The sequence below is a fragment of the Streptomyces sp. NPDC059875 genome, from assembly GCF_042731085.1.
Taxonomy (GTDB): Bacteria; Actinomycetota; Actinomycetes; order Streptomycetales; family Streptomycetaceae; genus Streptomyces.
The window spans coordinates 18,767-37,549 of record NZ_JBHWJZ010000031.1 but is presented as its reverse complement, the minus strand read 5'-3'; the positions used below and the strand labels follow the sequence as shown (position 1 = coordinate 37,549).

11 protein-coding genes and 1 pseudogene are annotated in these 18,783 nt (G+C 74.5%); 6 read left to right on the top strand and 6 right to left on the bottom strand.

Annotated elements, in window-relative coordinates; translation table 11 throughout:
* Positions 1–55: 55 nt before the first annotated feature.
* Both ACFV9D_RS30320 and ACFV9D_RS30315 read left to right on the top strand, forming a co-directional pair.
* On the top strand, positions 56–1,030 hold the full coding sequence (locus ACFV9D_RS30320) for an SGNH/GDSL hydrolase family protein (protein ID WP_385153337.1): 975 nt from the start codon (positions 56–58) through the stop codon (positions 1,028–1,030).
* Positions 1,027–4,692 (top strand): hydantoinase B/oxoprolinase family protein, encoded by a 3,666-nt coding sequence (locus ACFV9D_RS30315; RefSeq protein WP_385153188.1) that lies wholly within the window; start codon positions 1,027–1,029, stop codon positions 4,690–4,692. The genes ACFV9D_RS30320 and ACFV9D_RS30315 overlap by 4 nt, the downstream gene beginning before the upstream one ends.
* 11 nt (positions 4,693–4,703) lie before the next feature.
* Here ACFV9D_RS30315 and ACFV9D_RS30310 read toward each other — a convergent pair whose 3' ends face one another.
* The 5 genes and pseudogenes from ACFV9D_RS30310 to ACFV9D_RS30290 all read right to left on the bottom strand — a co-directional run bounded on the left by ACFV9D_RS30310 (position 4,704) and on the right by ACFV9D_RS30290 (position 8,626).
* Complete coding sequence (locus tag ACFV9D_RS30310; RefSeq protein WP_385153185.1) at positions 4,704–5,567, bottom strand: biotin-dependent carboxyltransferase family protein; 864 nt, start codon at positions 5,565–5,567, stop codon at positions 4,704–4,706.
* Positions 5,564–6,190, bottom strand: a complete 627-nt coding sequence (locus tag ACFV9D_RS30305; protein ID WP_385153182.1) for an allophanate hydrolase subunit 1 — start codon at positions 6,188–6,190, stop codon at positions 5,564–5,566. Before ACFV9D_RS30305 ends, ACFV9D_RS30310 begins: the two co-directional genes overlap by 4 nt.
* Positions 6,187–6,951 carry a LamB/YcsF family protein gene (locus tag ACFV9D_RS30300; RefSeq protein ID WP_385153179.1) on the bottom strand — a complete coding sequence of 255 codons (765 nt, stop codon included), beginning with the start codon at positions 6,949–6,951 and terminating at the stop codon, positions 6,187–6,189. Before ACFV9D_RS30300 ends, ACFV9D_RS30305 begins: the two co-directional genes overlap by 4 nt.
* Before the next feature lie 68 nt (positions 6,952–7,019).
* Positions 7,020–7,349, bottom strand: a pseudogene (locus ACFV9D_RS30295) (hypothetical protein); the annotation flags it as partial.
* The gene (locus ACFV9D_RS30290) at positions 7,346–8,626 is read right to left on the bottom strand and encodes an MFS transporter (RefSeq protein WP_385153176.1); all 1,281 of its coding nucleotides are present in this window, start codon (positions 8,624–8,626) and stop codon (positions 7,346–7,348) included. The pseudogene ACFV9D_RS30295 and the gene ACFV9D_RS30290, both read right to left, overlap by 4 nt.
* Before the next feature lie 174 nt (positions 8,627–8,800).
* Here ACFV9D_RS30290 and ACFV9D_RS30285 point away from each other — a divergent pair, with 174 nt between their 5' ends.
* From ACFV9D_RS30285 to ACFV9D_RS30270, 4 genes are all read left to right on the top strand, one after another.
* Positions 8,801–9,505, top strand: coding sequence for a GntR family transcriptional regulator (locus ACFV9D_RS30285; protein WP_385153174.1), 705 nt, complete (start codon positions 8,801–8,803; stop codon positions 9,503–9,505).
* A 98-nt stretch (positions 9,506–9,603) separates the two neighbouring features.
* The gene (locus ACFV9D_RS30280; protein ID WP_385153171.1) at positions 9,604–11,130 is read left to right on the top strand and encodes a hypothetical protein; all 1,527 of its coding nucleotides are present in this window, start codon (positions 9,604–9,606) and stop codon (positions 11,128–11,130) included.
* 781 nt (positions 11,131–11,911) lie between these two features.
* Positions 11,912–12,808 (top strand): hypothetical protein, encoded by an 897-nt coding sequence (locus ACFV9D_RS30275; RefSeq protein WP_385153169.1) that lies wholly within the window; start codon positions 11,912–11,914, stop codon positions 12,806–12,808.
* A gap of 58 nt (positions 12,809–12,866) precedes the next feature.
* Positions 12,867–17,867 (top strand): hypothetical protein, encoded by a 5,001-nt coding sequence (locus tag ACFV9D_RS30270; protein ID WP_385153166.1) that lies wholly within the window; start codon positions 12,867–12,869, stop codon positions 17,865–17,867.
* Positions 17,868–17,960: 93 nt separating this feature from the next.
* Here the strand turns inward: ACFV9D_RS30270 and ACFV9D_RS30265 are convergent, their stop codons facing one another.
* Positions 17,961–18,548 carry a hypothetical protein gene (locus ACFV9D_RS30265; protein WP_385153164.1) on the bottom strand — a complete coding sequence of 196 codons (588 nt, stop codon included), beginning with the start codon at positions 18,546–18,548 and terminating at the stop codon, positions 17,961–17,963.
* Positions 18,549–18,783: the final 235 nt, after the last annotated feature.

Genomic DNA, 18,783 nt, shown 5'->3' with positions numbered 1-18,783 from the left:
CTCGGGCACCGCCCGGACGTCCGGTCCCGCCGAGGCCGTCCACGCGCGCGTGGACATGCTTCCCGCCCCGCGTCGGGGGGACCCGCGCGTGGTGGACGACCCGGGGACCCCGCTTCCGGTCGCCGCGCAAGCGGACGCGCACACGCCGACCCCGTCCGCCCCGGCCCCCGTCCCCGCCCTCCGGTTCGCCGTTCTCGGGGACTCCCTCAGTGAGGGCGTCGGGGACCGCGTCGACGGCGCCTGGCGCGGCTGGGCCGCGTTGCTGGCCGAGGGGCTCGCCGGCCCCGCGCAGCACGTCGAGTTCCGGAACTTCGCCGTCAGCGGGGCCCAGAGCCGGGAGGTCGCCGAGCAGCAGGCCCCCGAGGCCGTGGCGTTCCGGCCGGACCTCGCCTCCGTCGTCGTCGGCGTCAACGACACCCTGCGCCACACCTTCGACATAGGCCGGCTCGCCCGCCGCCTCGACCGGGTCTGCGCGGACCTCACCGCGGGCGGAGCCGTACTCCTCACCGCCTGTCTGCCCGACCCCGGCCGGATGCTCGGCCTCCCCGCGCCGCTCGCCCGGCCGCTCGCCCGGCGCCAAAAGGCCGTGAACGCGCTCGTCCACGCGGTGTCGGCCCGTTACGACGCCGTCCACCTCCACCTCGCCGACGCCGCCTGGACGGACGACCGGTCCCTGTGGAGCGCCGACCGGCTGCACCCCGGCGAGCGCGGCCACCGGGCCATCGCCGCACGGTTCCACGCGCTCCTGACCGCCCGCGGCCTCGCCCACGGAGCGCCTCCCCCGACCGAACCCGAACAGCCCCCGCCGACCCGCACGGAGGCGGTGCTCTGGCTCGCCACCGCCGGCACCGGCTGGGTCGCGCGGCGCTGCCACGACCTGCTGCCCCAGCTGCTGCACATGGCGGGCGCCGAGCTGCGCCACTGGGCGGGCGGCACCGGCTCCCGGCTCGACCGGCGGGCCGAACACGCCCTGTCCGCCGCCCTCGCGGCGGTGTCGCTGGACGCCCCGGTGGCCACAATGGGGGAATGACCGGGCGCTGGGAGTTCTGGATCGACCGTGGCGGCACCTTCACCGACATCGTGGGCCGGCGGCCCGACGGGCGGCTCGTCACCCGCAAGCTCCTCTCCCACGACCCGGCCCGCCCCCACGACGCCGCCGTGGCGGGGATCCGTCTCCTCCTCGGGCTCGGCCCGGACGATCCGGTCCCCGCCGAACGGATCGACGTCGTCAAGATGGGCACCACCGTCGCCACCAACGCGCTCCTGGAGCGGCGCGGCGAGCCGACCGTCCTCCTCGTCACCGAGGGCTTCCGCGACGCCCTGCGCATCGCCTACCAGAACCGTCCCCGGCTCTTCGACCGCCACATCGTGCTCCCCGAGGCCGTCTACGAGCGGGTGATCGAGGTCCCCGAGCGGGTCGACGCCCACGGCCGCGTCGTCAGCCCGCTCGACGAGGACGCCGTCGCCGAGGAGTTGCGGACCGCCCACCGCGACGGCTACCGCTCCGCCGCCGTCGTCCTCATGCACGGCTACCGGCACCCCGCCCACGAGACCCGGATCGCCACCCGCGCCCGCGCGCTCGGCTTCACCCAGGTCAGCTGCTCCCACGAGGTCAGCCCGCTCATCAAGCTCGTACCGCGCGGCGACACCACCGTCGTCGACGCCTATCTCTCCCCGATCCTGCGCCGGTACGTCGACGAGGTGGCCCGCGAACTCGCCGGAATCCGGCTGATGTTCATGCAGTCCAACGGCGGACTGCGCGAGGCCGCCCACTTCCGCGGCAAGGACGCCGTCCTGTCCGGACCGGCCGGCGGCGTCGTCGGGATGGCCCGCACCTCGGGGCAGGCGGGGTTCGACCGCGTCATCGGCTTCGACATGGGCGGCACGTCCACCGATGTGTCCCACTATGCGGGCGAGTTCGAGCGTGAACTGGGTACACAGGTCGCCGGCGTGCGGATGCGCGCCCCGATGATGAACATCCACACCGTCGCCGCGGGCGGCGGCTCCGTCCTCCACTACGACGGCCAGCGCTACCGCGTCGGCCCCGACTCCGCCGGCGCCGTCCCCGGCCCCGCCTGCTACCGCCGCGGCGGCCCGCTGACCGTCACCGACGCCAATGTGATGCTCGGCCGCGTCCAGCCCGACCACTTCCCCGCCGTCTTCGGACCGGACGGCGACCAGCCGCTCGACGACACCGTCGTACGGGAGAAGTTCACCGCCCTCGCCCTGGAGATCGGCGGCGGCCGTACCCCCGAGGAGGTCGCCGCCGGCTTCCTGGAGATCGCCGTCCTCAACATGGCCAACGCCGTCAAGAAGATCTCCGTCCAGCGCGGCCACGACATCACCCGCTACGCCCTCACCAGCTTCGGCGGCGCCGGCGGCCAGCACGCCTGCGCCGTCGCCGACGCCCTGGGCATCGACACCGTCCTCGTACCGCCGCTGGCCGGTGTGCTCTCCGCGTACGGCATCGGCCTCGCCGACGCCACCGCCATGCGCGAGCAGTCGGTCGAGGCGGAGCTCCGCGCGCCGGGGACGCACGCGCGCGTGACGGAGCTGTGCGCCGCACTCGCCGAGAAGACCAGGGGCGAGCTGCGCGCCGACGGCCTCCCCGACTCCGCGATCACCACCCACGCGCGCGTGCTGCTGCGCTACGCCGGCACGGACGCGAGCCTCCAGGTCGACCTGGCCGCCGCCGAGGAGATGACGCGGGCGTTCACCGGCCTCCACCGCGCGCGGTACGCCTTCACCATGGACCGGCCGCTCGTCGTCGAGGCCGTCTCCGTGGAGGCCGTGGGCATCGCGGGTCCGCACGGCCCGGTGGCCCTCGGGACAGGAGTACGGGAAGGGGATCTCGCACCCCGGGCGACGGTACGGATACACGGCGCGGGCACTGGCACCGACACCGGCACAAGCAGCGGCACCGGCACTGACACCAGCACCGGCACTGACACCAGCACCGGCTCCGGAACCGCGAGCGACACCCCGCTGTACCGGCGCGAGGACCTGCGCCCCGGCGACACCGTCACCGGCCCGGCCATCCTGGCCGAGGCCGACGCCACCACCGTCGTCGACCCCGGCTGGCAGGCCACGGCGGGTGACGGCGGACACCTCGTCCTCACCCGCGCGCGGCCCCGCCCCGCGCGCGTGGCGGTCGGCACGGACGTGGACCCCGTCCTCCTGGAGGTCTTCAACAACCTCTTCATGTCGATCGCCGAGCAGATGGGCGTACGACTGGAGAACACCGCGCACTCCGTCAACATCAAGGAGCGGCTCGACTTCTCCTGCGCCCTGTTCGACGCCGAGGGCAACCTCATCGCCAACGCGCCCCACATCCCCGTCCACCTCGGTTCCATGGGCGAGTCCATCAAGGAGGTGCTGCGGCGGGGCGGGGACTCCCTGCGCCCCGGTGACGTCTACGCGATCAACGACCCGTACCACGGCGGCACTCACCTCCCGGACGTCACGGTGGTGACACCCGTCTTCGACGACTCCGGCGACCGTCTGCTGTTCCTCGTCGCCTCGCGCGGCCATCACGCGGAGATCGGCGGCATCACCCCCGGCTCCATGCCCGCGTTCAGCCGGACCGTCCACGAAGAGGGCGTCCTCTTCGACAACTGGCTCCTCGTACGGGACGGGCGGCTTCGGGAGGACGAGACGCGGGCGCTGCTGACCGGAGCGCGCTACCCCTCCCGCGACCCCGACACCAACCTCGCCGACCTGCGCGCCCAGATCGCCGCCAACGAGAAGGGCATCGAGGAACTGCGGGCCATGGTCGGCCAGTTCGGCCTCGACGTCGTCCACGCCTACATGCGGCACGTGCGCGCCAACGCCGAGGAGTCCGTACGGCGGATCGTGGCCGGCCTCCGGGACGGTACGTACCGCTACGAGACCGACGGCGGCGCGGTCGTCCAGGTGGCGGTCCGCGTCGACCGCGAACGGCGCGCCGCGGTCCTCGACTTCGCGGGGACCTCCCCCGAGCAGCCGGGCAACGCCAACGCACCGACCTCCGTCGTCATGGCCGCAGTCCTGTACGTCTTCCGCACCCTCGTCGACGACGACATCCCCCTCAACAGCGGGTGCCTGGAACCCCTCGACGTCCGTGTGCCGCCCGGCTCGATGCTCGCCCCCGCCTACCCGGCGGCGACGGTCGCCGGGAACGTGGAGACCTCGCAGGCGGTCACCGGCGCGCTCTACGCGGCCCTCGGCGTCCAGGCCGAGGGCTCGGGCACGATGAACAACGTGACCTTCGGCAACGCGCGCGTGCAGTACTACGAGACGGTCGCGAGCGGCTCCGGCGCGGGCGACGGCTTCGATGGGGCCGACGCCGTCCAGACCCACATGACCAACTCCCGGCTCACCGACCCCGAGATCCTGGAGTGGCGCCACCCGGTCCGGGTGGACTCCTTCGCCGTACGCCGGGGCAGCGGCGGGAGCGGCCGGTGGCACGGCGGCGACGGCGTCGAGCGCCGCATCCGCTTCCTGGAACAGATGACCGTGACCCTGCTGACCGGCCACCGCAGGGTCCCGCCCTACGGCATGGCCGGCGGAGAGCCCGGGGCGCTCGGCGAGAACCTGGTCGAACGTGCCGACGGCACCGTCGAGCACCTCGACGGCGTCGACGCCACCGACGTCGGCCCGGACGACGTCCTGGTCCTGCGGACCCCGGGCGGCGGAGGCTACGGCACGCCCTGAGCCGGCGCGCCTCAGCCCATCGGTACGAAGCGGACCACCGTCCCCGGCACCGCCTGGGCCGCCGCCGCCAGGTCGGCCTCCCGCACCACCGCCACCACCGGATAGCCCCCGGTCGTCGGATGGTCCGCCAGAAAGACCACCGGCCGGCCGTCCGGCGGCACCTGGACCGCACCCAGGACCATGCCCTCGCTGGGGAGTTCGGCGGCGAGCGCCCGCTCGAGGGGCGGTCCCTCGGTGCGCAGACCGATGCGGTTGCTGGCCGAGGAGACCCGGTACGCGCGCGTGGCGAGCGTGCGGAGCGCCCCACGGGTGAACCAGTCGTGCCGCGGCCCGAGCCGGACCCGCAGGACGAGTTCGTCCGGCGGGCCCGGCCAGGGGGGAGTGTCGACCGACCCCCGTACGGCCGATTCCACTCCCAGCGGCAGCACGGCCCCGTCGGCCAGCGGCGCCGGACCGAGCCCGGACAACAGGTCGGTGGAGCGGCTGCCGAGGACGGGGTCGACGGCGATGCCGCCGCCGAACCCCACGTACGCGCGCAGGCCGCGTACGGCCGCGCCGACTTCGAGGAGCGCCCCGGCTGCGACCCGTACCGCCGCGCCCCAGGCGACCGCGCGCCCGTCGACGGAGACCGGGCACGGCGCGCCGCCCACGGCGACGGTGACCGCGCACCGGGGCCGTACCGCGCACCCGTTGACCGTGGTCTCCAGGACCGCCGCGTCCTCCGGATTGCCGACCAGGCGGTTCACCAGCCGCGCCGCCCCCGGATCGAGCGCCCCCGAGCGGGGCACGCCCAGATGTGCGTGACCGGTCCGCCCCAGGTCCTGCACGGTGGTCAGCGCTCCGGCCCGTACGACCGCGAGTGCACGATCGGTCACCGGCTCTCCACCACGAAACGCACCCGCGAGCCGGGCGTGAGCAGCGCGGCGGGCTCGCGGCCCGCGTCCCACAGCACCGCGTCCGTGGAACCGATCAACTGCCAGCCACCGGGGGAGGAGCGCGGGTACACGCCCGTGTACGGCCCGGCCAGCGCCACCGACCCGGCCGGCACGGCGGTGCGCGGGGTGGCCCGCCGCGGCACCTGGTACTGCTCGCCGAGCCCGGTCAGATAGCCGAAGCCCGGCGCGAATCCGCAGAACGCGACCCGGAACTCGGTGCCCGAGTGGATCCGGACCGCCGTCTCCACGGACACCCCCCACAGCGCGGCGACCCCGGCCAGATCGGGGCCGTCGTAACGGACCGGTACCTCGACGGCCCCCTCCACGCGCGCGTGGAGGTGCGGAACCGACCATTCCCGCAGCTGGCCCGCCAGCAGGTCTGGCGCGTCGACCCCGTCGAGCAGCACCGTCCGCGCCGCCGGGACGATCTCCCGTACGGAGGGCAGCACACCGCCCGCCCGTCGGCGCAGTAGCTCGGCGTGGAACGCCTCCGTCTCCGTGCCGCTCCCCAACTCGACCAGCAGGGCCCGCTCTCCCACCCGGAACACGCGCCGCGCCTTCATACGAACGCCTCCACTCTGACTCCGGTGGCCTCCAGCTGGGCGCGCACCCGACGGGCCAGGCCCACCGCGCCCGGGGTGTCCCCGTGCAGACAGAGCGAGCGCGCCCGCACGGGGACGGACCGCCCGCAGTGCGCGGTCACCACCCCGAAGCGGGCCATGGACACGGACCGTTCGACGACCTCCGCCGGGTCGGTGACGACGGCCCCCTGCTGCCCCCGTGGCAGCAGGGAGCCCTCCGCCGTGTATGCCCGGTCGCCGAAGGCCTCGGTGACGACGGGCAGGCCCGCCTTCTCGGCGGCCTCGTGCAGCCGCGAGCCGGGCAGACCGAGCACCGGGAGCCCGCCCCCGGCGAGCAGCACCCCGTCGACGACGGCGGCGGCCTGCTCCTCGTCGCGGACCACCCGGTTGTACAGGGCGCCGTGCGGCTTGACGTACGAGACCGCCGAACCGGCCGCCCGGGCGAAGACCTCGAGCGCGCCGATCTGGTAGGCGACCTCGGCGGCCAGCTCGTCGGCGGGAACGTCCATGGAGCGCCGCCCGAAACCGGCCAGATCGCGGTACGAGACCTGGGCCCCGATCCGTACGCCTCTCGCGGCCGCCAGCTCACAGACGCGCCGCATGGTGACCGCGTCCCCGGCATGGAAGCCGCAGGCCACGTTGGCGCTGGTGACCACGGAGAGCAGCTCCTCGTCGTCGGTGAGCGTCCAGCGGCCGAAGCCCTCTCCGAGGTCGGCGTTGAGATCGATCGAGGCCCAGGTCATGGTGAGGTTCCTTCCTTCCCGGGGCATGGCGGTACGGGTCAGGACGCGACGCGGTACTCGGCGTCGCGTACCAGGTCGCCGCGCCAGTACGCGGTCACGTCGGTCGGTTCGTCGACAAGTCGCCCGTGCTCCCAGACGCGGTAGCGCGGGATGTCCGTCCGAAGGTCGGCGCCGGGGGCGAGCTCCGTGGTCCACGAACCGGCGTCGGTGACGTCCAGGACGGGGCACGGCTTGGGGTTGCGGGTGCAGAACAGGAGCACGTCGTACGCCCAGTCCGCCGGCACCGAGATGAGGTTGGCCTGGGTGTGGCCGGGGGCCCAGCCGGCCGTCGGTGCGGTCGATCCGGCCCGGGCACGCGCGCGTGCCGCCCGCGGGTCGAGAACTGCCGTGGAGGTCATACCAGTTCCCTTCCGCGAGTCTCCGGGAGTCCGAGGAGCGCGAGCACCGCGAGGCCGTAGCCGACGGCCCCGAAGACCAGCGCGCCACCGACGCCCCAGCTCTCGGCGAGGAAACCCACCAGGGTCGGGAAGACGGCGCCCACCGCACGCCCGGTGTTGTACGTGAAGCCCTGTCCCGTGCCCCGGACCGCCGTCGGGTACAGCTCGGCGAGGAAGGAGCCGAAGCCGCTGAAGATCGCCGACATGCAGAATCCGAGGGGGAATCCGAGGACGAGGAGGAGCGTGTTCGCCCCGGAGGGGATGTTCGTGTAGGCGAGGACGGACAGCGCCGACAGGGCGGCGAAGAGCGCGATGTTCTTCTTCCGGCCGAGCCGGTCCGTGAGGTAACCCCCGGTCAGATAGCCGATGAAGGCCCCGGAGATCAGGAAGGTCAGATAGCCGCCGGTGCCGACCACCGTCAGCCCGCGCTCGGTCTTCAGGAAGGTCGGGACCCAGGTGGCGAGGGTGTAGTAGCCGCCCTGCACACCGGTCGACAGGAGCACCGCGAAGAGCGTGGTGCGCAGCAGCGACGGCTTGAAGATGGCGGTGAACGAGCCGCGTTCGGCGGAGGTGCGCCGGATCTCCGCGGCCTGCGGGGCGTCCTCGACGTTCCGCCGGACGTAGACCACGAGGAGAGCCGGCAGAGCCCCCGTCCAGAACATGACCCGCCAGGCGGTGTCGGCGTCGACGAACTGGAAGACCAGGGTGTAGACGATCACGGCGAGCGCCCAGCCGGCCGCCCAGGCGCTCTGGATGCCGCCGAGGGTACGGCCCCTGTGCTTGGCGGAGGCGTACTCGGCGACCAGGATCGCACCGACGGCCCACTCGCCGCCGAAACCGAGGCCCTGGAGGGCCCGGAAGACCAGCAAGGTCTCGTAGTTGGGCGCGAAGCCGCACAGCACGGTGAAGAGCGCGTAGGTGACGACCGTGATCATCAGCGCCTTCACCCGGCCGATGCGGTCGGCCAGGATGCCGGCCAGCGCGCCGCCGATCGCCGAGACGACCAGAGTGACCGTGGTCAGCAGACCGGTCTGCCCCTTGTCCAGGCTGAAGTAGGCGGCGATGGCCACCATCGAGAGCGGCAGCGTGAAGAAGTCGTAGGAATCCAGGGCGTATCCGCCGAACGCGCCGCCGAACGCGCGCCGGCCGCGCGGACCGAGCGCGCGCAGCCAGGCGAACGCGCCCGTGTCGTCGGGCCGTTCGCCCTGGGTCTGCTGCTGGGTCTGTGTCGTGCTCATGTGCACCTCGCAGAGGGGGAGGAGCGTGCCTGAGTGACGTACTGGAGGACCGTGCGGTGTCGTCAAGGTAGGGGATTGTTGAACGATCCGACAAGAGGTATGTCGTCACGTTCTTGTTTCCGCGCGGCGCGTGCGATTGACTCGGCCGCGGACGACGGAGGGAAACGAGGCACAGTGGGCGGAATCGGCGAACTGGCGGACGACCGGGCGCTGCTCGGGCGGACCAGCACGGCGGAACGGGTGGCGGACATCCTGCGCACCCGGATCGCCGAGGGCTTCTTCCCGCCCGGCACCCGGCTGTCGGAGGACAGCATCGGCGGCGCCCTCGGTGTGTCCCGCAACACACTGCGCGAGGCGTTCCGGCTGCTCACCCACGAACGGCTGCTCGTCCACCAGCTCAACCGGGGCGTCTTCGTCCGGGTCCTCGCGGTCGAGGACGTCGCCGACATCTACCGCACCCGCCGCCTCGTCGAATGCGCGGTCGTCCACGACCTGGGGCAGCCGCCGTTCGCCGTCGACGGGCTCGCCGCCGCGGTCGAGGAGGGCGAGCGGGCGGCCCGCGCGGCGGACTGGAAGGGCGTCTCCACCGCCAACATCCACTTCCACCGCGAACTGGTCGCCCTGGCCGGCAGCGCGCGCACGGACGAGCTGATGCGGGGCGTCCTCGCCGAACTCCGTCTCGCGTTCCACATCGTGGGCGACCCCCGCGGCCTGCACGAGCCGTATCTCGTACGAAACCGGAAGATTCTGGAAGCCCTGCTCGCCGGCGAACGCGCGACGGCGGAACGCCTCCTGGCCCGCTACCTCGACGACTCCCGCACCCGTATCGTCGAGGTCTACGCGAAGGCGGTCGACGAGCCTGAGGCCCCGGAGTCCTGAGCGGGGCGCTCGCACCCGCGCTACCACGCCCTCCCGCCGTGCGGGTCGCTTCTGCGCCGTTTCGACCGTTGTCGGTGCGAGGACCTAATCTGTGCACCGTGACTTCGCCTGCCTCGACGGACTTCGTTCCGCCCCAGCTCAGCGCGGGGCCGCGGCCCGCGCAGGGCCCGGCCGCCGACGAAGGGCTCGCGCGGCGCCTCCGCGCGCTCGCGTGCACCGCGCCGCTGCACGACCTGGACACCCGCAAGGCGAACCTGGCCGGCGAGTACTCGGTCTACGCGATGGCCGAGGTCGCCCTCGCCGCCATCGACCTCGTCACGCTCAACATGGACTTCGACACCGGCGCCGACCACGAGCAGATCGTCGCCCGTCTCCTCCCTCGTGTCGCCGCCCAGTCGCCCGGCCGCCCCGCCGCCGAGCACGAGCGGGTCGCCCGCTGGGTCCTGGAGAACCTGATCAACGTCGGCAGCGTCGACCGCGGCTTCCGCGCCGTCTACGGCACCTTCGGCGCCGACGGCGTCTACATCCGCCGCGACTACGACTTCAAGCTGATCGAAGAGGTCCCCGGCTACGGCGGAGGGGTCTACCTCCGGACGACCGACGAAGCGGTCAACGTCCTCGTCGGCGCCCTCGACACCGACGTCACCAGCGCCCAGATCGCCGCCGAGGTCAAGCTCGAGGTCCTGATCAGCCGCGGGCGGCTCGCCGACGCCCAGCTCGCCGCCGAGCAGGCGCGATACCGGACCGTGCAGTACGCCGAGACCCTCCGCAAGACCCTGGAGGCGACCCGGCGCAACGTCCGCGCGGTGGACTGGTTGCAGGCGGTCCCGGACATGATCGCCGAGGCGCTCGACCACGTCGCCGACCGCTACCGCCACGAGAACGCGATCCTCACCAACATCCGCAAGGCCCGCGACGAGGCCGAGGACCCCGAGCACAAGCGCCGCGCCGCCGAGCTCGTCGACATCGTCAAGGACTGCATCCGCCGCCACACCCAGCTCCAGTCCCGCCTCCTGGAGGCGGGACCGCTCTTCCGCGCCGAGCAGGACCGGCAGGCCTTCGCCGCCCCCACGTCGTACACCGGGATAGATCTGTACGGCCAGCTCGTCGCACCGATCCTGCCGCTCCCCGTCGAGCAGGCGACCAAGGTCACGGACGCCTTCTTCGCCCGTGGCACGGGCCTGCGCACCCCCGCGTCCGTACGCGTCGGGGACCTGGTCGAGATGCTGCTCACCCCGCCGGTCGAGCGCGAGCACCTCGGCGCGGAGATGCCCGAGCCGGACCTGATCGCCACTCCCGACGACAGCCGCTTCAGCGAGGAACAGCTGGCGAGCGCGATGGAGCTGCTCGACCTGGAGCACGACGCACCGCGCCGCCTCTCCGGCCTCCTCGCCGACGCCCGCCGCCGCGACCCCGACCTCCCGTACCTGGTCGCCCTCCTCGCCGTCCACGCCGCGAGCCCTCCGGTCGGCACCGCGTACCGGCAGGGCGAGGAGCGCCTGCTCTTCGCCGTCGACGACGGCACCCCGCTCGACGACCCGGAGTTCGGCGGCGCCGACCTGATAGTCGGTACGGCTCTGCTGGACGCGCTCGGCATGGCGGCGGACCGCACGGAGGCCTCGTGACCACGGACCGGTCGGACACCACGCTGATGCCCCGAACCGTGCCCACGGAGGGATTCCCGCTCCCACCTGCCGACGAGAGCGGGACGCCCGCGGCGGCTCGTTTCCCGGGAGGGACGCCTGCCGTCGGCGAGGCCCCGCTCCCCACGGGCACCGTGGTCGCGGACCCGCCCCCGCAGCCGGAGGGAACGTCGGCTTCGGTCGGGACGGCGGTCCCGGGCGACGCTCCGGTCCACGGCGAAACTCGGGTCCACGGCGAAACCCCGGCCTCGGGCGACACTCCGGGCCCGGGCGAAACTCCGACCTCGGGCGGAACTCCGACCTCGGGCGACACTCCGGGCCCCGGCGAAACTCCGGTCCCGGCCGAAACTCCGGCCTCGGGCGACGCTCCGGCCGCAGGCGAAACTCCCGCCCCGGACGGGACCTCGTCCTCGGGCGAGGCCCCGAGCTCGGCGGAGGCCGCGCTCGCGGACTCCTCTCCGGTCCCGGAAGGGATCCCCGCCTCAGGCGAGGCCTCGGCTCCCCAGCGGGCGTCCGACGCGAACCGGCCGGCGGCGGCGCCGCAGGTCATGACCGTCGGGGTCGTGTCGGCGCCCGCACCGGCCCGTCGGAGCCCCGCCCCCTACGTGCGGGCCGTCCGGCTCACGTCTGCCGCGCCCGAGCCGGGACCGTCCGCCGAGGTCCCGCCCCGGCGGCCGGCGGTGAGGGTCACCCCTGTCCGCCTTCCCCTGCCGCGCCCCGTCCCCACCGCACCACCGACCACCCGTACCGAGGAGCCCCAGCCGTGAGCGAACACCACGCCGAGCACGCCGACGCGTGGAGCGAGCCGGAGCCCCCGCACACCCCCGCCGCACCCACCGCCGTCACCCCCGCGGACGCCGCCGACGCCGCACGGCTCGTCTCGTTCGGGCTCCAGCCCAAGCTGATGCCCGCCCGCGACGCCGAGTACGCCGAGCTGCTCCGGCGCTACCGCGAGGACCCCGCCTTCGCACGCCTCGCCGATGCCGTCGCCACCGGCCTCGGACTCGTCGTCCTGGAGGTCTCCCCGCGCGCGGGCATGGCCGTCACCGCCGGCGAGGACTCCGTCTTCGCCGTCCGCATGGGCGACTACGCCCGCCGCGCCAACACCGACTCCGGCGACCGCTTCCTGCACGGCCTCGCCCACCTCGCCGTCGCCGCCATGGCCTTCCCCCGCCCCGAGGACCTCGCCGACGACGGCTACATCGGCCGCCTCACCGTCAACGGAGTCGACGCCTTCGTGCGCCAGGCCTGCCGCCGCCTCGAGGAGCGCGCCGAGGAGCAGGGCGAGAACACCGACCCCGCCTCCGACGCCCCCGGCCTGGAGGCCGCCTGGCGGATCTACGCCCGCCGCAGCTCCACCGGCGCCACCAAGGACGCCCGCCGGCTCGCCGGATCCACCACCGGCATCGTCGGCAAGGCCGTCGCCTTCCTCACCGACTCCGGCTTCCTCCAGCGCACAGGCGACGACGCGGGCGGCGCCTACCGCACCACCGCCCGCTACCAGCTCCAGGTCCGCGACATGGCCGGCAGCGCAGCCATGGCCGAGCTCCTCGACCTCGGCGTCGTCCCCGTCAGCGACGGCACCGCCACGCTCCTGCCGCCGCCCCAGGGCGACGATCTGGAGCTCGCCGCCGACGCCGGCCTGCCCTTCCACGCGTAACCGCCCCCGCGCAACCGCCCCGCGTCATCACCGAACCAGTCGACGAGAGTCCGCCGCCATGTACGAGCTGTCCCGGGTCCGCCTCTACTCCATCGGTCCCGCCGGTGCGCGCTACGCCGACACCGTCCTGGACCTGCGCGGAGTCGGCGCGCCCGTGCCCCACCCCGCCCCCACTCAGGCGGAGTTCTTCGAGGAGGAGCCGGTCGGCCCGCCGCGCCGCCCCGCGCCCGCGGGCGTGCTCTTCCTGGAGAACGGCGGCGGCAAGTCCGTCCTCCTCAAGCTGATCTTCTCGGTCATGCTCCCCGGCCACCGCAACACCCTCGGCGGGGCCAGCTCCGGCGTGCTGCGCAAGTTCCTGCTCGCCGACGACTGCGGCCACGTCGCCCTGGAGTGGCAGCACACGCTCACCGGCGAGCTCGTCGTCGTCGGCAAGGCCAGCGAGTGGCGCGGCCGCCAGGTCTCCAACGACCCGCGGAAGTTCGCCGAGGCCTGGTACTCCTTCCGCCCCGGCCCGGGGCTGAGCCTGGACAACCTCCCGGTCGCCGAGTCCACCGCCGTCCGCCCGTCCGTCGAGGGCGCTTCGGGCGCGCAGGGCCGCCGCCGCACCATGAAGGGCTTCCGCGACGCGATCACGGAGGCGGGGAAGGCGTACCCGCACCTGGAGGTCTACTGGGAGGAGATCCACGACCGCTGGAACGAGCACCTCGGCGACCTGGGCCTCGACCCCGAACTCTTCCGCTACCAGCGGGAGATGAACGCCGACGAGGGTGAGGCCGCCGGCCTCTTCGCGGTCAAGAAGGACTCCGACTTCACCGACCTGCTCCTGCGGGCCGTTACCGACACCCGCGACACCGACGGCCTCGCCGACCTCGTCAGCGGCTTCGGCAACAAGCTCGGCCGGCGCGCCGAACTCACCGCCGAACGCGACTTCACCGCGGGCTCCGTCGACCTCCTCGGTCGCATCGTCGAGGCCGCAGAGACCCGGGCACGCGCGCGTGAGGTCCACGCCGGGGCCGAGCGCCGCACCCGTACGCTCGCCCGCCGCCTCTCCGCCCGCGCCACCGAGGAACGCGGCCGCGCCGCCGAACTCGCCCAGCAGGTCACCTCCGCCGCGCACGCCGTCGCCGAGGCCGAGACCGCGCGCGGCCGCAGCTCCCTCATCGCCGCCGAACTGGCCTACCGGCACGCCTCCCTGGCGCTGACCGTCGCCGAGAAGGGCGCAGCCTCCCAGCGCCGCGAGCTCACCGACGCGCGCACGCTGCACTCCGCCTGGCAGGCCGCCGAGGCCGTGCTCCGCCACCGAGCGGCCGGCGACCGCTCCTCGCGCGTGGCCGCCGCGATCCGTGAGGCCGAGCGCGACGCCGCCCCCGCGCTCGCCGCGCGCGCCACGGCCGCCGCCGATCTCGTACGGGCCCTGCACGCCGCCGCCGAGGACGGCGAGCGGCACGCCGCCGAGGAGGAAGAGCGCTCCGCCGCCCTCCAGGAGGCCGGCGAGACCGCCCACCGCGACGCCACCGCCGCCGCGACCGAGGCCCAGCGCGCCCGCAGCGAGGCCGGCCACCTGCGCCAGCGCCTCGCCGAGGTCGAGCAGGAGACCGCCGAGGCGGTACGGGCCGGCTGGCTCGACGACTCCGCACCGGACGCCGACCCGGCGCGTGCGGCGCTCGCCGCGAGCGACGCCGAGAAGACCACGGTCGCCGCCTGGGACGCTGCCCGCGATGCCGCCCGCACCGCCGCCGACCGCGCCCGCGAGGCCGCGGCCGCCGAGGCCCGCGCCGAACTCGCCGCCGCCCGCGCCGCGGACGCGGCCGAGGCCGCCGAGAACGCCTACGACGCGGAACGCCGCGCGGCGGAGTCCCTCGCCGCCGACGAGCGCCTGGCCGAACTCCTGAGCCTGCCGACGCAGCCGACCTCCCCGCTCCCCGGCCAGCGCGCGGGTGAGACCGGCGGGGGAGCGGGCTCCGAGGGCCCGGGCGCCACCACCGGCCGTGGCCCGGCCGCAGGCCCGGGCTCCGAGCCCGGCGGTCCCGGCGCGGCGAACTCCGGCCTGGCTGAAGGCGAGGGATCCGACCTCGGCCAGCCCGGCGGCACGGCCTCCGGCCCGCAGGGCCGTGGCGAGATCGCGGGGCACGCCGGTGCCACCACCGGCCCGGCCGAAGGCCGCGGCGCCGGGCTACCCGTGCCCGGCACGGGCTCGGGCGCGGAGACCGCACCCGGCCCGGGCGCAGGCCAAGGCCTCCCTTCCGGCGCCGCCCACACCCCCGGCGCCGCCTTCGGGCTCGCGGGTGCGTCCGGCTTCCCCGTCCGTCACTCCGGGCCCGAAGGGCCCCACGGCCCCCTCACCGTCACTGAGTTCGATCGGTACGCCGATGAGCTGCGGCGGCTGCTCGACCAGTCCATCGCCTCCGCCGAGCGCCAGCTCTTCGACCTGCGCACCGCCGCCGCCGACGACTCCCGCATCCTCGGCGCCCTCGGCGACGGCGGCCTGCTGCCGCCCGGCCCGGACGTGCTCGCCACCGTCGAGTACCTCGGCGAGCAGGGCATCCCGGCACTCCCGGGCTGGCGCTATCTCGCCCAGGCCGTCGACCCCGCCGACCACGCCGCCGTCCTCGCCGCCCGCCCCGAGCTGGTCGACGGCGTCGTGATCACCGACCCCGTCTCGTACGCCCGCGCCCGTGAGGTGCTGAGCACGGCGGCGCTGCTGCCGCGCTCCACCGTCGCCGTCGGCACCGCCGCCGCGCTGCTCGCGCCCGTGCCGAGCCCGGATTCCGGCGAGGACGCGGGCGTGTTCCTCGTCCCGCCGAACCCCGCCATGCACGACGAGCACGCCGCCGACGAGGAGCGGCACGCCCTGCGCGCCCGCGCCGCCGCGCGCGACGAGGAGATCCGTACGCTCGCGGCCCGGCTCACCGGCGACCGTTCGCTCGCCGCCCGGATCGGCTCGTGGCGCGCCGACTGCCCGCCCGGCATGATCGCCGAGCTGGCCGCCGTCGCCGCCACCGCGCGCGAGACCGCCGAGGCGGCCGCGGCCACGCTCGCCGAGGCCCGGACGGTACGGGCGGAGGCCGACGAGGCCGCCGCCGTCGCCGCCCGCGTACGGGACGAACGTCAGGAGGCCGCCCAGCGCGCCCGCCGCGTCGCCGACGCCCTCGCGGGCCTGGCGTTCCGGCTCCGCGAGCGCTCCGCCTGGCAGGCCAAGCTCCGCGAACTGGCCGACGACGCCGCCGAGTCCGAGGCCCGGGCACAGACCTGCCTGGAGCGTGCCCGCGCCGCCGACGAGGACCGCCGCGCCGCCCAGCGGGCCGCCGACGACGCCCACCGCACCGCGCGCGCCCTGCGCGCCGAGCGCGCCGAGATCGCCGGCGCCCCCGACCAGCTCCCCGAGGTGGACGCGGCCGCCCCCCGCACCGCGCTCCCCACCCTCCGCGAGGCGTACCGCGCCGCGTCCCAGCTCTACGAGAAGGTCGGCGTCGGCGCCGACCTGCGCGCCGAACAGGCCCGAGCCGAGAGCGACGAGTCCGCCGCCCTCGCGGAGCTCGACCGCCTCACCAACAAGGTCCGCACCCGCGCCGAGCAGCTCCTGGAGTCCACCGACGGCGCCGACGGCCCCTCCCGGCAGGCCGCTGCCGCCCGCGCCGAAGCCCTCGTCCAGATGCTGGAGACCCGCGCGTCCGAGGCGAGCGAGAAGCTCGGCCGGCTCCGCGGCGAAGCCGAACGACTGGCCCCGGAGGACGCCGAGTCGCACACCGAACTGCCCGAGGACCAGGTCCCGGTCGACGCCGAGCAGGCCCAGACCCTGCTCCGTACCGCGTCCGCCGAACTCGCCTCCCGCAGCGACGCCCTGGAAGCCGCACGGACCGCGCACGCGAGCCTCCTGCGGGCCCACCGCGCCGCCGAGGACGCCGCCGGCGGCTTCGACGAGACCGCGGCGCTCCTGCGCGACCTGCTGCGCGACCACGCCGAGGACGAGGAGGACGGACCGGAGACGTACCCCGGCACGCTGGAGGAGGCGCGGCACACCGCGGCCGAGGCCCGCCGCTCGCTGCGCGCCTGCGCCGCCGAGCTCTCCGCGGCCGACGCCGCCGTCCGCGAGGCCAGTGACATCCTCGTCCGGCACGCCAACTCCACCCGCTACGAGCAGGTCCGCACCCCCGCCCGGCAGCAGATCCGCGAACTGCCCGCGGCCGCGCTGCCCGAGCACGCGGCGAAGTGGGCGGAGGCGTTCGCGCCCCGGCTCCGCGTCCTCACCGACGAGCTGGAGCAGCTGGAGCGCAACCGCGACTCGATCGTCGACCGGCTGCGCGGACTCGTGGAGTCCGCGCTGACCACGCTCCGCTCCGCGCAGCGCCTGTCGCGGCTGCCCGAGGGGCTCGGCGAGTGGTCGGGCCAGGAGTTCCTGCGCATCCGCTTCGAGGAGCCGGACCAGGCCACCCTCACCGAACGGCTCGGCGAGGTCATCGACGAGGCGACCCGCGCCGCCGTCAAGAAGAACTCCGACATGCGCCGGGACGGCATGTCCCTGCTCCTGCGGGGCGTTCAGGCGGCGCTCGAGCCGCGTGGCATCGCGGTCGAGATCCTCAAGCCCGACGCCGTGCTGCGGGCCGAGCGCGTACCGGTCGGGCAGATGGGCGACGTCTTCTCCGGCGGCCAGCTCCTCACCGCCGCCATCGCGCTGTACTGCACGATGGCCGCGCTGCGCTCCAACGACCGGGGCCGGGACAAGCATCGCCACGCGGGCACCCTGTTCCTGGACAACCCGATCGGCCGCGCCAACGCCACGTACCTGCTGGAGCTCCAGCGGGCCGTGTCGGACGCCCTCGGCGTCCAGCTGCTGTACACCACGGGTCTGTTCGACACGACCGCGCTCGCGGAGTTCCCGCTGGTCATCCGCTTGCGCAACGACGCCGACCTGCGGGCCGGGCTGAAGTACATCAGCGTGGAGGAGCACCTGCGCCCGGGTCTGCCGCAGCCGAGTGCGGAGGGCGAGGCCATCCACGGCGAGATCACCGCGACCCGGATGTTCCGCCGTACGCCGGCGGAGGAGTCCGTCCAGCAGTAGCAGTAGCAGTAGCAGTAGCAGTAGCAGTAGCAGTGAGTACGAGGAACGGCCCGGCCCCGCAGGGGGACCGGGCCGTTCGTCGACTCTCCTGCCTCAGGCGGCCTCGGACAGCGCAGGCGCCGCCTCCGCTCGCACGGGCTCCTCGTGCCGCACCGAGTCCTCGCGCCGTCCCGACTCCTCGTCCCGCGCCGACTCCTCGTGCCGTCCCAACTCCTCGCGTGGCACCGACTCCTCGCGCCGCACCGACTCCTCGTCCCGCGCGGGCTGTTCGTTCCGCGGGGTCTGCGTGTCGCGACGTATCCCCGCCGCCCCGTGACCCGGTTCGCCGTCCGGCACCTGCGTGGCCTTCCGCGCCCGGCGCCGCTCGCGCCGCGGCCGGCGCGCGGCGCTGCTCGGCTCGGACACCACACCGTTCCGCTGCCGCCACACCTGACGTGTCACCCACACATCGAGCACACTCCAGGTCGCCACCACCGTGCTGCCCACCGAGGTGAGCAGCATCGGAAACGCGAGCCAGGAGTCGGTGACCGCGCAGAAGAACGCCACCATTCCCTGTATGAGCGTCACCGACGTGAGCAGCACGGCCCGCACGGCGGCGGTACGCACCGGGTCCGGCATCCGGCGCCGGCCCTTCTCGTCCTCCACCCACAACTGCCGCGCCGATCGCGCCTCATGCACCATCGTGTCGTCACTCCCCACCGCTGACCCGTCCTCAGGGGTGGTTGCCCGTCTTACCTGGCTTTACGCGGACACACCCCGCCCCGTACACAATGACGCTCGGCAGAGGGAAAAGGTTTCCCCGCGTTCGTACCGGAACGAACACTTCCAGCCATCTGCCGTACCCGTTCGGGCAACGTCCCGCCAGGTGTCCTGCGCCACAGTGTCGAATCCCAACTCCCCGAATACCAGGACATCT

Excerpts from the sequence above, each read along its gene's own strand:
- ACFV9D_RS30320 (WP_385153337.1), top strand. The coding sequence starts at position 56 with ATGCTTCCCGCCCCGCGTCGGGGGGACCCGCGCGTGGTGGACGACCCG.
- ACFV9D_RS30315 (WP_385153188.1), top strand. The coding sequence starts at position 1,027 with ATGACCGGGCGCTGGGAGTTCTGGATCGACCGTGGCGGCACCTTCACC.
- ACFV9D_RS30305 (WP_385153182.1), bottom strand. The coding sequence starts at position 6,190 with ATGAAGGCGCGGCGCGTGTTCCGGGTGGGAGAGCGGGCCCTGCTGGTC.
- ACFV9D_RS30300 (WP_385153179.1), bottom strand. The coding sequence starts at position 6,951 with ATGACCTGGGCCTCGATCGATCTCAACGCCGACCTCGGAGAGGGCTTC.
- ACFV9D_RS30290 (WP_385153176.1), bottom strand. The coding sequence starts at position 8,626 with ATGAGCACGACACAGACCCAGCAGCAGACCCAGGGCGAACGGCCCGAC.
- ACFV9D_RS30270 (WP_385153166.1), top strand. The coding sequence starts at position 12,867 with ATGTACGAGCTGTCCCGGGTCCGCCTCTACTCCATCGGTCCCGCCGGT.
- ACFV9D_RS30265 (WP_385153164.1), bottom strand. The coding sequence starts at position 18,548 with ATGGTGCATGAGGCGCGATCGGCGCGGCAGTTGTGGGTGGAGGACGAG.